The sequence below is a fragment of the Stutzerimonas balearica DSM 6083 genome, from assembly GCF_000818015.1.
Taxonomy (GTDB): domain Bacteria; phylum Pseudomonadota; class Gammaproteobacteria; order Pseudomonadales; family Pseudomonadaceae; genus Stutzerimonas; species Stutzerimonas balearica.
In genome coordinates this window covers 3,503,906-3,518,566 of the sequence record NZ_CP007511.1, presented here as the reverse complement: position 1 = coordinate 3,518,566, position 14,661 = coordinate 3,503,906, and the positions used below count along the sequence as shown (strand labels likewise).

The window sequence follows — 14,661 nt, the reverse complement described above, 5'->3', positions numbered from 1 at the left end:
TCACACATGCGCGCCATCGAACCAGGCGGCTCGCTGGTTTTGTTGCTGAAACTGCTCGAACAGCCGCTTCAGGTGCGGCATCAGCTCATTGGCCAGTTGCCGTGGGTCTTTCACATCACCCTTGACGGTGATTTGCAGGGTGGGCGAGAAATTCACCTGTTGCGGCACAGCGGGTGCCTTGGCCACGGGCGTTGTCGCTGCTTTGGGTACAGGTAGCGCAGCGCCTGCCGCAACCGGTGGCGCAAGATTGGGGGGCACCAGCGTGGCCGCCAATGTGGGGGACGCCTTCGGTGATTGGCTGGTCACCAGCGACTTGCCCAACCAGCCGCCCAGCTTGTCACCGGAGACAGAGCCAATGGCACCCCCCAGCAAACCGCCAATCGCGATACCGATGGGGCCGCCCAGTGCCCCGACTGCGGCACCGAGCTTGGCGCCGGCCAAGCCGCCGGCCAGCGTGCCGGCCGCACCGCCGTAACCCTGGGCCTTTTCTTCGCGGGTGGTGGCGTTCTTGGCGGTATCAAAGACCTGATACGCGGCTGAGCCAATGGCCAGTGCCCCGCCCAGTCGGCCACCAGCCTTCCCAAGCCAGCCTCCGACCCGCCCCAAAGTGCCACCCGCACGGGCCATGTCACCTGCTGTCGACCCAGAGGGCCTGCCTGCGCCCTGGCCAGAGCGGCCCAGCAGATCAGGCAGGGCACCGACCCCCGGCCAGTTGGTCACGAACACAGGTTGCGCTCCAGCGGCTGCCCCACCGGTGAGCACACTTGCCAGATTGCCCAGCTTGCCAGGTAGGCCAGGCATGCCTGAAGCTCTGCCGGATCGGCCCGCCAGGAGCGTACCCCACGCCAGATCAAGCGCACCACGCCCGATGTTCCAGGCAGCACGCGCGCCTTTGAGCGCCACCAGCCCTCCAGCAACCGTGGCAAGACCGGCCACCACCATGGGTGCCTGCGCGACCAGCGTGGCCAGCGCCCGCCCCACGGAGCCTAAGGCTTGTCCAACGGTGTCGGTGACCGGGCGCAAAGCATCCCCGATGCGGCGCAAGGCTTCGTCCCAAGCTTGGGTGACTTCGCTCCAGATCTGTTTGGAGGTTTCGCGTCGGGCGGTCAGGTCTTGTTCGATTTCACCACTGGCGCGTGCCGCGTTTTGCTTGAGTCGCTGATAGAGATCAGCGTTTTGCATGTAGGCGGTGAGCGCCGCCTTGACCTGCATGTCGGCAAAGAGGTCACCGGTTTTCATGGTGGCCTCGAAGGCTTGCAGCATGGCCTGCTGCCTGGCTGGATCACGTTCCTCGCCGATGCGTTGCGCAGCCGCCGAGACTTGCTGGGCTCGCTGGGGATCGGCCTGTTCGATGTAGGCCCGGGCCAGCACAAAGGAGGACTCCATCGTGCTCCAGCCCTTGCCGATGGCCTCTTGCATCATGGCGGCGTAATCGATGCCGACATCGGCGTAGCGCCGCTGGGTCTCCGGCGAGCCGATCTTGGAGAACCAGTTCTTCAGATTGTTGGCCGCCTGATCAGGGGAGCCGGAGACCTTCATCTGCACCTGCAGCATGGCGCCCAGTTGATTGACCGAGTCCTGGCCGGTGATGCCAATCTTCTGCATCTCGGCCAACAACTCCGGAAACCAGCGCGCCATGTCCGAGGATTCGAACGAACCCTCTTTGCCCAGGTAGGCGATTGCCTCCAGGGCTTGTTGCATCTGGGCCGGGTCGCTGATCCTGGCGTTTTGCTCCAGTGCGCCGATCATGTGCGCGGTATCGACACTGCCAGAACCCTGGCCCACGGCGAACTTGGCCAGCAGCGGCGCAAAGGAGGCGGCACGCTCCAGATCCATGCCGCCACCAACTAACTGATTGACCGCCTCGGCCAGTTCGTTGCGCCCCATACCGCTGGCCAGCGCACTTTGTGCGATCTGCTCACCGATTTGTGTTTCGCGGGCCGTGCCGGCGATACCAGCCTTGATCGCCATGTCGCGAACAATGGCCTGGTAATTGGCCGAGATGGTGGCCGGCACCGCCACCGTGGCGGTCAGTTTGAGGGCATCGCCCACCGCTTCACGCCCCTGCGCAACCCCCTGGCCGATGCGTTCTCGGCCAACGGCCTGCAGTTCCAGCCCTCGCGCTGTAAGGCCAAGTCGCTGATAGGCGCGGTCCAGGTTGTCCGCTTCAATGCCAGCCTGCCGCAGAACGGTCAGATTGCTCTCGATTTTCTTGCGGATGCCATCGGCGGCCGCATCACCGCTCAGGTGCAGTTTGCGAAACTCGCCTTGCAGGCGCTGCGTCTCGCCAATCGTGCGTTGCCACAGGCGTTGCTGCTCGGCGGTCTGCTTGAGGCGGGTGATGCGCGACTGGGTATCGGTCACCGCCCGGCCCAGCGACGCATCAACCGCGCCGCCAATGACGATACCCAGTGCAATGTCGCGTTTCATTCAATCCTCCAGCCACCACAGGGCATCCCTAAGGTCCAGGGCATCAATCTCAGACGGCGGGAAGTGCAGTTCCCGCGCCAGTCGCTTCATCAGCAGGTTCAGGAGAGGCGCGGTCATCCGGGCGAGCGGACACCAGGCGAAAGTAGCTGTCTTGCAGCCGCTTGTAGTCGGTAAAGCGCATGCCCTCCAGGTCTTTGGGCGCTACGCCGGCCAGAATCCCGAACAGGATCAGCTCACGCTCTTCAGCGTCAGTAGGCGCCTGGCGTGAGGCCAGGCGCATGTCGCGCACGAGCGGCGCGCGCAGGGTCAGCGTGTCGCGGCGAATGCCGTCGAATTCGGTCGGGTGCTGCAATTTGATGGTCAGGTGGTCCATGGGTGGGTCTCCGGTGGAGTGATGGCGTGATGGGAAGTGGGTTACAGACCCAGGGCGGCACGGATGTCGGCCAGTTGATCGCGGCCATCCACGATGCGTACCGAGGCGATCGGGTCGATCTCGTAGATCAGCAGGCCATCGAGTTCGAGCTTGTAGTAGCTGCAGGCCAAGCTGAATTTGGTTTCGGCCTTGTCCGAGGGCTTCCAGTCGCCCATGTCGATTTCGGTCAGCATGCCGCGCAGGGTCACGACGCAGGACTGCACCTCCCCCTTGTGGGTACGGAACGCACCCCGGAACACGCCGTTGAAGGCACTCTGGTCGGCTAGGCCAAAGAAGCGCAGGGCTTCGACGGACATGCCCGAGAGCGAGAAATTGGCTTCCAGCGCTTCGAGGCCAAGATCCATCTTGATCGGGGCGTCCATGCCGCCGGCCCGGTAGTCTTCGGCCTTGATCTTGAGTTTGGGCGGCGTGACCTGGGTGGCGATGCCGGCGAAGTTCACGCCGTCGATGAAGAGGTTGAGGTTGTAGAGGGTTTGCGGGATCACGGTGAGGGCTCCTTAAATGTCGAGAACTTCGGTAATCCACTGGTTCGTGACCTCGACCCGGAAGGTGGGGTTTTCTGCGGGGGGCACGTCAGTGAAGCGGATGTTCCAGTACACGCGGCCTTGCTCGAGTTGGCTCGCGGTGTTGAGTTCGGGGTCGGGATAGACCTCGAAATTGATGATGGCGCCCTGCGCTTTCAGATCGCGCATGAAGGCCTGCAGCCCTTCGGTCACGTCCTTGACGTAGGTCTTGGTGATGGAGCGGTCCACCGCCCATTTGTGGCCATAGAGGATGGCGTCCATGACGATATCGACCGTTCGCACCCGGGTGACGAAGGCCCACTTGGCATCGGCCGAGCGCGTGCGGTTGCCCCACAGGCGGTAACCGCCATCGCGGATGACGGTTGTGATGTTGGCGGCGTTGAGCAGGTTGGCGCGGCAGGTCTCGTCGCCATCCAGGAACTCGATTGGGCGTGCGGTGCCGATGACCTCGACGAACTCTTTATTGGAGGGCGATGCCCAGAAGCCGTACTCACGATCGGTCCGGGCAAAGAGGCCTGCGGCATACGGGGATACCGGCACCGTGCTGGCCGCACCGGTCTCGGTGTCCCAGACCTTGAGCCAGGGATCGACGGCAAAGACGCGCTTGCTGCCAAAGTTGTTGAAGTAGGCAATAGCCGATTCGTCATCGGTGTTGGGGCCGTCCACGAGGGCAATGGCCTTGAGCTTGGCCGCCAATCCATCCATGGCGCTGGCCACGGCTTGGGTTCCCGAGTGCCCCGGGCAGACGATCAGGCGAGGCTGGGCGTTATGGACGGACTTGCCGTCGAGCAGCGCCTGCATGCCGGTGCGCTGCCCATCGACCGTCACGCCACCGATGATGGCGCTGGTGAGAGTAGCCGCATCAGCGACCAGGGGAACACCGATGGCGACCACCACAGCCGACGATTGGACGTAGATGCCGCGTGCCGATTTGGCCAGTGCGCTGCCTGCACCGAACTGCTTCACCGCCTCCCGGTAAGAGGTCAGCAAGATGGGTTTGTTGGGCACGGCCAACCCCTCGGCAGGCGTGTAGGTATCGACCAGGCCGATGATCGACGAGGACGGAATGGCAATCGGGCGCGGACCGGTGTCGATCAGGGTGACGGTCACACCGTGGAAGAAGGAAGTGGGCATCGTGTTCTCCGGAAAGTAAAAAGCCCACCGCAGGGGTGGGCCGGAAGGGATAGGTGGGCTGAAGCGGAATTTACGGAGGCGGCGTGCTGGCCATCTGGTGGAAAGCACGCAAAGCCTGCTGCCCTGCATCTGCCAGCGCCTGGGCGCTTGCCTGATCGGTGGCGCTACGAATGGCCTCCTTGGTTTTGAGTCGCTGGTCACGCAAGCCGTAAAGGGCAGCCTCCCACTGGCGGGCAGCCCGCAAGATGTCTTCGGCTGCCGCCTGCGGTCTCCACGCCTTGGCTTGCGCCCAGGACAACACTGAGACTGGCACTTCACCGCTGTAACCTGCCGCCTGGTACGCGCTGGCCTCTTGCGCTGCACGGTCGTATTCGGCCACGCGCAAGGGGTCGCCTGCCAGTTCCCGGCGCACCTGGTCGGCCACTGCGTCGATCTCTTGGCAGAGTTGGGTTTTCAGCGCATCGAGCAAGGCCGATTTCAAATCGGCATCCTCCTGCCATTGACCGTTCAGCCATCGGTGGGCCGGGCTGGGGCGTGGTTTTTCGGTGGCATGAACATCGGCAGGTGTCAGGCCTATCTCTGTGATGGAAACAGGAATGCCATTTTCAGTAGACCACAGCACTGCCGAGCGCCAATCGGGAGCGAGCTGCCACTGGTTCTCTCGGAAGACCGCTACCTGCCGCGCTTTTGGCTTGGGAGGTGGCAGATCGGTGGCATATGCCGGAATCAGCCAGATATCCGGCTCCAGTGGGGATCGGTCCGCAGCACTTTGGCCAATCAGCTCGCCGGTTTCGGGGTGGTAGTGATAAAGGGTTGTCATGGGCGACCTCAGTATTTGATGCAGGCGAGCAAGGCGGTGTTGCGGGGTCGGGTTTCGGCACCGCCCGCCACGCCGGTGTAGTAGCGATTAGGGTGATAGGTGGCGTACATCGCTGGCGCGTTGTCAGAACTCACGATGTTGTCACCCCCGTTGTCGTTGATGACAAACGCTGCGGTGTTGAACACATCGGCTGAATTGATCACGTGGTCGTGGCTCTTGAACGAATCGCCCTGCCAGGCACCGAATGTTCGACCCACGTCAACGCCGCGCGCGTCGTCCCACGCCCGCAGGAACTCACCCCGCAGATCCGGCAGGCGAAAAGTGGTGCTGCCATTGCCGGCACCAAAGCTTGTCCCGATTGCCGCAAATAACGCTGCGTACATAACGCGGCTAACCTCCGCCCCGTTTGCTTTGAGCCACCCGTTTGGGGCAACTTGCATACCAAAGAAAGCCACTGCTCCCGCAGGCGCGGCTTGAATAGCGGCAGCGACGGTGGCGCCATCGGTGATGCCGTACCCCGCCAATGTCGTCGCTTTGTCCGCTTTGCCAGAGATGGCGCTGGCCACTTCCGGAGTGGTCATGTATTGCGGGTGTGGGTCAAGGTGGGCCAGGTGCTGGCCGAACTCGTCATCCACATACCCACGTGTGGCCAGCACGATCGCCGGATCGATCTTCAGTTGAACAGCCGCCGTGTTGCTCACGATCAGCACCATGCGGATCACCTGCGTGCGCCCCGAGCCTTCGGCCAGCACAGGCTTGTAGGTATCCGGGCAGTTGGCCACCGCGCACAAGTTGCCATCGGTGTCGTACAGGCCGATCTCGCGAATCCACCAGCCTCCGATCTCCTCGGGAATGACCTGCTCGGCGATGATCTGGCTGGCATTGGCAGGATCAACAAAGAGACGATTTAAGGGTGCGCGGCGGTTTTCCCGAACCAGGGCGGTCTGGCTGCGGTTGGGCAGTGGCGTGCTGCCGTTGCCATCACCGACCCCCATCTGGGTCAGTTGCAGCGTCGTGCCCAGCGCCGTGGCATTGGCCAGCTTGGCCTCGCCAATCGCGGTCAGGATGGCAAAGTAGGTTTGACTCATAGCGATGAGCTCCAGGGATAGATATTCAGGTGATCGATCGTGTGGTCGGCGCCTTGGATGCACACCAGCCCGGCCACCTCAACCACTTCCGGCGTATAGGGGTAGATAACCATCTCGTCGCCCTCATAGGCAGCAACGTGAACGGGGCAAGCCCCCCGGGCCTCAAGACTGATGGCCAGGCCAATCAGGTGTCGGCTGAGTGGCTTGGCGTCATCGATCAGGCGCTCAAGCTCCTGGTACATCGCATCGCTGATACCGGTGTCGAGCACGCCGACCTTCAGGCTGAAGGTGCCAGCCGGACCGACAGGAACCCGCTCCCACCACTCAACGACTTCGATCAGGTAGCCCAGAGGCTCGACCACCCGGCGTAGCGCGCCGATGGTTCCCTTGTGCTGATGCACATAAAAGGCTGAAGCAATGACGCCGCGCTTGGCCGCTCCCGACCAGGCCGGGTCCCAACGATCCACCGAGCGTGCCCAGGCGAGATACGGCAGCAAGTGGGTCGGACACGATTGGGGTCGCCACAGATCAGCGATGGGCACTGGCATTGCTCGGTGGGTGGCCTCTGCAAGGTGCCGCTCCAGCGGTGTGCTGTTGGCTGGCAGCAAGGCGCTACTCATCAAAGCCTCCGGCAGACACATCAATCGCTGTGCAGTGCGCAGCCTGACTGCTCGTCAACACCACATCAGCGGACGGCTGCAGCAGTTCCACCCGCTGCACACCTTCCACATGCAGGGCGGCAAAGAGCGCCGAGCGCCGGATATCACGACCAAGCCGGCGCTGCGTGCCGACATAGGTTTCCAGTTGTGCCAACGCCGCAGCCAGGATGGGCTCAACCTCTGGCCCGGGATAAAGCCACAGAGTGGCTTTGACCTCATAAGGCACGATCTGGGCGCCTTGCACGGTGAGACGATCTGCCACAGGCCGAACTTCCTCGCTCGACAAGGCGTCATTTACTCTGTCCAACAAATCGGCACCCGCACTGCCATCGCCTTCTCGCGAGAGCACCGTGACCACCACCTCGGCGGGCGCCGGGCTCTCGGCCGACGCATCGGCCACGCGCCCATCGGCTGAAAGTGCGTGAAAGACGTAGGCCGCGCGGGGACCGGCCACGGACAGACCTTCGAAGGCCCGCTGGACCCGGGCACGCAGGCTGGCATCGTTCTCATAGACGGGCTCTACGGGTGGGGAGGCCTCTGGGTCGCCCGGGCTGACCAGCAAACGCGAGACGTTCACATTGGCCGCCAGTTGTTCCAGATCCGCACCCACGGCATAGGCCAGCAGTACCGAGCGGGCGGCATCGTTGATACGCGCACGCAGCTGCACCTCGCGGTACGCACAGAGCTCAAGCAATTTCACGACCGGGTCAGATTCCAGCGGCGCAGTCCATCCATCGCCCATCAGCGCCCGGAAGGTCGCCAACAGGTCCTGATAGATGCCCTCGAAATCCAGTGGCTCGACGACTTCGGGGGCGGGCAGTTGCGACAGGTCGATCACAGCGCCACCTCCAGCAACAAAGGCGCGGCCTCGTACTGTCCTTCAATCACAAAATCAATCCTTCCATCGACCACGCCGGTGATGCGCACCGCCGACAGGCGAATGCGTGGCTCCCATCGGCCGATGGCGCGTGCGGCTTCCGCCTGCACCGCCGAGATCCAGCCTTTGTTGATGGGCAGGTCCGCATAGCGGGGAATCTCGCTGCCGTACTCCGGGCGCATGCGCCGGCTGCCCAAAGATGTGCTCAGGATGTCGCGGATGGATTGCTTGAGGTGGGCGATGCCAGAAAGCGCCTGGCCGCTATCACGGCTCATGCCAATCAGGGCCATGGTTCAAGCCCCGGCGGCCGAATCAAACTCGCGCTGGAACTCCGGGTGTTTTTCCAGAAAGGCGATAAGGGCGGAGTCGCCGGTCTGAATGCGACCCTGCGCAACGGCAAAGTTGCGGCCATCGGCCAGCACCAAGGTGCGGCTCTTGAATGCGAGGTCGCGGTAGGTCACCGTTGAGGGACTTTTCTCATCCGGGGTGGAGATCGGTGTGGGTGTGGGCTTGTTGTCGATCTTGGCCATGTGGCGCTCCTGAAACGCACAAGCCCGTCCAGCGCGAACGGGGACGGGCTTGTTTTTGGGGTGAATGAAGGATCAGCGGGCAGCACTCGTTGGCGCGCCGTCGCCTTGTTCGGTGTGGGTGTGACCCTGCAGGCTGATACCACCGGCAGTGACATCGCCTTGTGCGTGAACCTGACCGCCGAAGGTAGCGTTGCCGCCAGCCGAGCCGCCCGACATACCCTGGGCCAGCGCGCCGCCAATCGTCAGATTGCCGGTGACCGTGGTCTCGGGTGCATCCAGCGTGACGCTGGGGGCCTTGACCGTCACCGGGCCACCACTGTCGATCAGCACGGTGGTGGCGTTATTCACGGTCACGCTCTGGGTGCCCTCAACCAGCAATGCACCTGCCTGCCAGTCGTAGAGCATCTGCGCGCCATCCGGCATGCGGATCACCGTCACATGGTCCCGGTTATCCGCCTGGCCGTGCGTGGTGGTGTAAAAGCCTGGCAGGATGAACCCGGCCTCCGGCATGCCCGAGGGTGAAATCAACAGACACTGTTCACCGACCGAGGGCGCGCGCCAGATCCGCACTGCACCGGCAGCCGGCACATGCCACGGCAGATAGGCCGACACCCAGTTGCCGATGCGCACCCGTGCCCGGGCCGCGCTGTGATCAACGACGTCGATGGTGCCTGCCTGCAGCATGGCGGCGATCATGCGATCGTGTTCGCCAATCGCGTATGCGTCGCTCATGGCGCCTCCGTCAGGGGTTCATAGGTCTCAGGAGGCTGGATACTTGGCGTAAAGCCCACCCAGATGGCCAGACCACTTTCATCCGCGTAGGGCCAGACCGCCTCGCCCAGATGAAACTCATGGGTCCATTCGACCACCCAGACCAGGTACCCATCGAGTTCGGGCTTGAAAGCGTCGTCCCCGATCTGAACCAGACTCGCCATGGTGATCGGCAGGCCCCAGGTCTCATGGGTCAGCGCCACGGCAACCCGCGCTGCCAATTCACGCACCTGCAAATCGGCCTGGGCCGCATTGGGGTCAACAATCGCCCGGGCCTGAAACCGGCCAATCAGTGCCGTGGCGCCGTTGCCCGGATCCTCGCCCGGCTCCATCTCGGCGAGTTCCACCAGCACGGCAGGCAGGCCGATGCGGCGCTGCAAGACCGGATAAGCCTCAACCGTGGGCACCCCGTCCAGCTTGGCGCGCAGGCCGTTGACGATTGCGGTGTGCAATTGGGCAAGTGAATCAATCATGGGGTTTACATCCTCAGCGGGCCTTGGCCAGCGCCTTGTGAATTTCGTAGTTCACCTCCTGACGCAGCACCGTCAGCAGACGTTCTTCGGCGCGCTCGGCAGCTTGTCGAAATGCCGCTTCGCCGGGTCCGGTCCAGTCCACCTTGACCACCTCATAGGGGCGACGCGCCTGCGTGGTACGGCGATACAGAGGTCCGTCGGGTGAGCGCTTGCGCATCTGCCACGCCTGATCAAACCGATGGCGCCCCACCGAGATGCCGGTGCGTGTCTGGCGTGGCTTTCCCAGGCGGTGGGCTTCGATGGCATTCAGCCCCAGCCAGACCTTGCCGCTGTCGCGCGAGCGCAGAAAGAAATACAAGCGCTGGCGCAGCAGCTTTTGCGGGATACGGGTCTCAACGCTCACCGCCTTGGCGGTCTGGCTTTTGACCCACTGCCCGGTCTTGCGCAGGGTGCGCCGCCAGGCCGCCTGGCTCGCGTTGACGGTGAGGCCTTGCGTGAGGGCCAGCACCTGACCCACATCGATATCGACTTTGAGGGTCGTGCTCATGTCATGGGCCTCAGAATCAGAGCCGTGACGCCGGTGCCATCCGGCTCGATCCCGACGACCTCAAACGTCTGGCCATCAAAGCTCAAGGTCGTGCCCCTGGCTACATCAACCGCATCGAGATCGCGCACGATGAGCTGCGGCTCAATCAGGCCAGTATCCAAGCGCCCCACCTGGGGGGCGAGCCACGGGGAAGAGAACATCCCCCGCACGGGGCGAGCAGCGATATCGGCCTGATCAGCCAAGGTATCGAACACGCTGGCATCCAGTTCATTGCCGAGGGCACGGAAGTCTTGCATGTCAGCCGAATCACTTGGTGAGCTTGATGACCGCACGCGGCTTGGTACACAGGTTCAGCGGGTTGGACTGCGCTTCAAGCGCCACGCCCTTGTTCATGCGCATCAGCTCCTGCTTGGCATAGAGCGGCAGGCCGATGGTGTTGACCGTCTCCATGTAATCGGCCGGCGCATATCGGGTGATGAAGAGTTCCGAGACACCGATCGGGATCAGATAGGCATCGTTTTCTCCGATGAAGCTGATGCTGCCGACCTTGCCGTAGAACTCCTTCCAGGTCACCTCGCCGAAGGTGAAGCCCTTGCGCAGATCGTCACGCAGGAATTGCCCATCGTTCCAGCGGTCGTAGGCCTGCCTTCACAGTGGCGTGGCCGACAAAGGCATCGTAGAAACCACGACCGCAAATGCCCAGCCAACCGGTGATCACGCCCGAGTCGCCGATCACATCCTCGCTTTTGCGCTTGGCATCGCGAATCTTTTGCTGCAAGTCGGTGGTTTCGGTGCCCAGTGCCATGGCCACCGACTGCGCGGTGATACCAAAGCGCTGGTGCAAGTCGAGCAGGACGCGCGAACCGTCCGCGTCGTAGATCTTGCCGGTGACCGCACCGAAACGGTGGTAGCGTAGGGTCGCTTCCAGACGCTGGCGCATTTTGAGCAGGCGCTGGGTGACCAGGTTCTGTACTGTCTGGGTTTGCGACTCAGAACCAAAGGCCCGCACGCCCTGGACTTCGTCCGCTTTGATGGCCCCTGTGGTGGCCAGGTGTAGGGTCGAGAACGGGATCATGTCGCGCTTCGATCCCACGGTCACGTCACCCGGTGCACCGCGTTCGCTGGCTGGGACCAGGGCCAGAGCATCCCCATCGCGCTCGATCATGACCGAGGTCGTGGTAATGCCTTCTTCCTCAAAGAGGCTGTCGAGCAGCGTGGGAACATATTGGCCCTCGGGCGGGTTGTTGATGGCAGCGGTGAGCGAAGCGACACCGAAGGCGTCGTCGTTAAAGATGTCGAGAGTCAGGGGCATGGAAGTCTCATGAATGAGTTGGGCACGTGGGTTAGCGCACGATGAGGTGACGGGTTTTGAGATCGGCAATCGCGGCGGCATCCAGCCCCATCAGACGCGCTGCGGCGACTTCAGCCAGGCGCACGAAAGCCACGCCATTGCGTACGTCTGCCGATGCGGGCAGTGCAGCGTGCAAGATGCCCACTGCCACCTCGGTGCCGTCGGTGGCGGCCGGGCTGTAGGCGGCGTAATGACCAGAGGCGGTCTGGATGCCCAGGACCTGCCCGGCAGGCAACGCGTCACCGGCAGCGACCGTGATGGCTTCGCGCGAGATCTCGCGGTTGCCCTCGGAGAGAAGAAATTCAGCCGTGTGGACGGCCTCGGTTTGGATGTTCATGGCGTGTGCTCCAGGTGACGATTAAGGGGTGGGTGCTTGGGGGATGGGCGCCTGAGGCGTGGCCGTTTTGACGGCCGCCGGGCGGCTGGGCTTTTTCTTGCGCGCGGCGTAGATGGCGCTCGTGTTCGGACTGGCCGCTGCTTTGGGCTCGGGGATGATGGGCGGTTCCTTGTTGTCGATCACAGTGCCTTGCGCGGCCAGCAATCGATCAAACAGCCGCGCACGCACGGCCTCCACACTCAGCCCGGAACGCGCGTAGTCGGCAGCCAGTTCCGGCAACCGGGCGCTGGCACACAGGGTGCGAATCGCTTGCAGACGCTCAATCTGCGCGGACACCGCGTCGTCATCGGAAAGGGGGGTGTTCATCAGCAACTCCTCAGTGAAATCAGCCAACCCACAGGCCAGGCAAGCCTGAGAGAAACGCGCAGCGTTGCGTGCGAGCCGGGTCGGGTCTGGCTGTGGCTCGGGTGCCTGGGCTGGTTCTTCGGGAATCAACTCAGCTTTGGGAATCGACTCAGCACTGGCTGCCAGCAAGGCTTCGGGGGGATGCTTGAAGCGCGCCAGGACATTGGTCGTGCCCCGGCAGGCCTGCAGAGCCACGGCCTCGCCAATGACGTCCACCAAGCCCAGCGCCAAGGCCTCATCGGCACTCAACCAGGTTTCTTCGTCGAGCATCTGAATGAGCGTGGCGTCTTCGATGGCGGGAGCCTTACGTCGGTAGGCCGCCAGGATGCCGTCGCGCGCCTTGTCCATCATGTCAGCGGTTTTGCGCAGGTCGTGGGCACTGCCGTAGGTGAAGGTCCACGGGTTGTGGATCATCAGCATGGCGTTGGCCGCCATCACCACCTGATGCCCGCCACAGGCAATGACACTGGCAGCCGATGCGGCCAGGCCGTCGATGCGCACGGTGCAGCGCGCACCCAGACGCAGCAGCGCGTTATGAATGGCAAACCCATCGAACACATCACCGCCCGGGCTGTTGATGGCGATCGTGATCGCGGCCTGCCCATCGTCCATCGCCTTGAGTTCGTCGATGAATCGGGCGGCACTGATACCCCACAGCCCGATCTCGTCATAGATCAGCACTTCGATGGATTTCGGTTGATCCGCATCAGTCTTGGCCTGAATGCGGTACCAGCTGCGCGTTGGCGCAGCCTCGGGAAGGTCGCTCATGCCGGCTCCTCAAGATTGGAAATGGGTGGGTTGGTCGTGGCCGTCGGCGCTGGCGGGTTGGCTCGCGCATCCGAGTCATAGGCCAGGCCCAAGGCATCAGCGCGGGCGATGTCGGCCGCGTTTTCTGCGTCGATGAGTTCGGCGTCGTAGCCTTGGCGCAGTGCGACTTCCGAGCGCGAGGTGAAACCGGCACGGACCTCCATGCGCCGGGCCTGCACGTCCTGCACCGGGTGCAGGTAGGACCAGCCTTGCGGCACCCAGCGGGTGCGCAGATACGCGCGCCGTTGTCGGGGGTAATCAGGGAGCGCGATGGCCCCAGCCAGCACCGCCATGTCCAGCCAGGCAGCACGCACGGGCCGGCACATCTGATGCACGAAGACGCCGAACTGGCGCTGCTCGATGCGCCGCCGAAACTCGTTCAGCACCACGCGGATCACCCGGTCATTCACATTGCGCAGATCGCCGGTCAGCAACTCGAAGGGCAACCCTGCCCCGGCAGCGGTGGCCAGCAGCTGCTGACGCATGAAGTCCGGGTAGGTGTTGCCGGCATCGGGCGGGTTGGAGAAATCCACCTCTTCACCAGGTAGCAGTTCCTGCAGGGTGCCAGGCTCCAGCCCCACCATTGGGGTAAAACCATCGGCATCGGTCTGGATGGGGGCGCCCGTCACCGGATCGACCGGCGGGTCCTCGGGCGCCGGTTTGCGAATGAAACCGGCAAACAGGTTGGCCACCTCCTGCCGAAACAGCACCGCGTCATCAAAGTCGTCGAGCGATTTCAGTCGTGCCAGGACCGGTGCCAGAACAGGGACGCCACGCAGCTGGCCCGCGCGCAGCGGCTCATAGATGTGCAACACCTGCTCGGCCGGGACGCGCACCAGATCGTTGAACCTCAATGCAGGATTGGGACCATCACCGGGATGGGTGCGGTACATCCAATAGGCGACCCGCTGCCCGATTGCGTTGTATTCAATGCCGGCGCGGATGACGTTGCCGCCACGGCCTTGCTCATGCTTGTCGTGCGGCACGAACTCAGGCTCAAGCACCTGCAACTGCAGGGGCACTGCCATGGCATCCTCGAGCCGCCGGGGCCGCAGGCGAATGAAGCACTCGCCCGACTCGTACACCGCCCGGCAAACCAGCGCCTGCAGCCCATAGAGGTCGGTGCGACCGTCGGCATCGGCTTCGTCGCACCAGTCCTCCCATAACGCCTGCAACTGGCGTCGCACGCCATCGTCGGGATGACGCGGCTTGGGGGTGATCCCGGTGCCGATGGTGTTCGACACCAGTCGGTCTATTGCCGAGAAGGCATAGGGGTCGTTGCGTGTGGCAGCGCGCGATCGGTTGCGCAAGTGCTGCAGACCGGCGAGCGACGCCGAACTTGGCCCGCCATCGGGCGCCTTCCAGCCGCCCAGGCGACGACCGTTGCCGGCGCTGTCATAGCTGGCTTGCACGCGGGTCAAGCGCTGAGGCAGCAGAAAGCCGCGTTGCGCCAACCAGGGGTAGGACGCGGGCAT

17 protein-coding genes and 1 pseudogene are annotated in these 14,661 nt (G+C 63.5%); all 18 read right to left on the bottom strand.

The features are described from left to right. Entirely contained in the window at nt 1–2,430 is a 2,430-nt protein-coding gene (locus CL52_RS16350) for a phage tail tape measure protein (protein ID WP_043221835.1), read from the bottom strand. Between the two features lie 49 nt (nt 2,431–2,479). Next, nucleotides 2,480–2,803: a phage tail assembly protein gene (locus CL52_RS16345; RefSeq protein ID WP_043221834.1), complete on the bottom strand. Its 324-nt coding sequence runs from the start codon at nt 2,801–2,803 to the stop codon at nt 2,480–2,482. Between the two features lie 41 nt (nt 2,804–2,844). Then, nucleotides 2,845–3,348 (bottom strand): phage major tail tube protein, encoded by a 504-nt coding sequence (locus tag CL52_RS16340; RefSeq protein ID WP_043221831.1) that lies wholly within the window; start codon nt 3,346–3,348, stop codon nt 2,845–2,847. Nucleotides 3,349–3,360: 12 nt separating this feature from the next. Then, entirely contained in the window at nt 3,361–4,521 is a 1,161-nt protein-coding gene (locus CL52_RS16335) for a phage tail sheath subtilisin-like domain-containing protein (protein ID WP_043221829.1), read from the bottom strand. Between the two features lie 70 nt (nt 4,522–4,591). Further along, nucleotides 4,592–5,341: a hypothetical protein gene (locus tag CL52_RS16330; RefSeq protein WP_043221827.1), complete on the bottom strand. Its 750-nt coding sequence runs from the start codon at nt 5,339–5,341 to the stop codon at nt 4,592–4,594. Between the two features lie 8 nt (nt 5,342–5,349). Next, nucleotides 5,350–6,429 (bottom strand): phage tail-collar fiber domain-containing protein, encoded by a 1,080-nt coding sequence (locus CL52_RS21735; protein WP_052264586.1) that lies wholly within the window; start codon nt 6,427–6,429, stop codon nt 5,350–5,352. Beyond that, nucleotides 6,426–7,049, bottom strand: coding sequence for a phage tail protein I (locus tag CL52_RS16315; RefSeq protein WP_043221825.1), 624 nt, complete (start codon nt 7,047–7,049; stop codon nt 6,426–6,428). The genes CL52_RS21735 and CL52_RS16315 overlap by 4 nt, the downstream gene beginning before the upstream one ends. Next, nucleotides 7,042–7,926, bottom strand: a complete 885-nt coding sequence (locus tag CL52_RS16310; RefSeq protein WP_043221823.1) for a baseplate assembly protein — start codon at nt 7,924–7,926, stop codon at nt 7,042–7,044. Before CL52_RS16310 ends, CL52_RS16315 begins: the two co-directional genes overlap by 8 nt. Continuing rightward, on the bottom strand, nt 7,923–8,249 hold the full coding sequence (locus CL52_RS16305; protein ID WP_043223276.1) for a GPW/gp25 family protein: 327 nt from the start codon (nt 8,247–8,249) through the stop codon (nt 7,923–7,925). Before CL52_RS16305 ends, CL52_RS16310 begins: the two co-directional genes overlap by 4 nt. A 9-nt stretch (nt 8,250–8,258) precedes the next feature. Next, entirely contained in the window at nt 8,259–8,495 is a 237-nt protein-coding gene (locus tag CL52_RS16300; protein WP_043221821.1) for a hypothetical protein, read from the bottom strand. A gap of 72 nt (nt 8,496–8,567) precedes the next feature. Continuing rightward, on the bottom strand, nt 8,568–9,227 hold the full coding sequence (locus tag CL52_RS16295; protein ID WP_043221820.1) for a phage baseplate assembly protein V: 660 nt from the start codon (nt 9,225–9,227) through the stop codon (nt 8,568–8,570). Continuing rightward, nucleotides 9,224–9,739, bottom strand: coding sequence for a hypothetical protein (locus CL52_RS16290; protein WP_043221818.1), 516 nt, complete (start codon nt 9,737–9,739; stop codon nt 9,224–9,226). The genes CL52_RS16295 and CL52_RS16290 overlap by 4 nt, the downstream gene beginning before the upstream one ends. 13 nt (nt 9,740–9,752) lie before the next feature. Next, nucleotides 9,753–10,286: a phage tail protein gene (locus tag CL52_RS16285; RefSeq protein WP_043221816.1), complete on the bottom strand. Its 534-nt coding sequence runs from the start codon at nt 10,284–10,286 to the stop codon at nt 9,753–9,755. Next, nucleotides 10,283–10,582, bottom strand: a complete 300-nt coding sequence (locus CL52_RS16280) for a head-tail joining protein (protein ID WP_043221814.1) — start codon at nt 10,580–10,582, stop codon at nt 10,283–10,285. Before CL52_RS16280 ends, CL52_RS16285 begins: the two co-directional genes overlap by 4 nt. A 10-nt stretch (nt 10,583–10,592) precedes the next feature. Next, a pseudogene (locus CL52_RS16275) lies at nt 10,593–11,598 on the bottom strand (major capsid protein). Nucleotides 11,599–11,629: 31 nt separating this feature from the next. After that, nucleotides 11,630–11,974, bottom strand: a complete 345-nt coding sequence (locus CL52_RS16270; RefSeq protein WP_043221812.1) for a head decoration protein — start codon at nt 11,972–11,974, stop codon at nt 11,630–11,632. Between the two features lie 21 nt (nt 11,975–11,995). After that, nucleotides 11,996–13,147, bottom strand: a complete 1,152-nt coding sequence (locus tag CL52_RS16265) for a head maturation protease, ClpP-related (RefSeq protein ID WP_052264585.1) — start codon at nt 13,145–13,147, stop codon at nt 11,996–11,998. After that, nucleotides 13,144–14,661: a phage portal protein gene (locus tag CL52_RS16260; RefSeq protein WP_082042020.1), complete on the bottom strand. Its 1,518-nt coding sequence runs from the start codon at nt 14,659–14,661 to the stop codon at nt 13,144–13,146. The genes CL52_RS16265 and CL52_RS16260 overlap by 4 nt, the downstream gene beginning before the upstream one ends.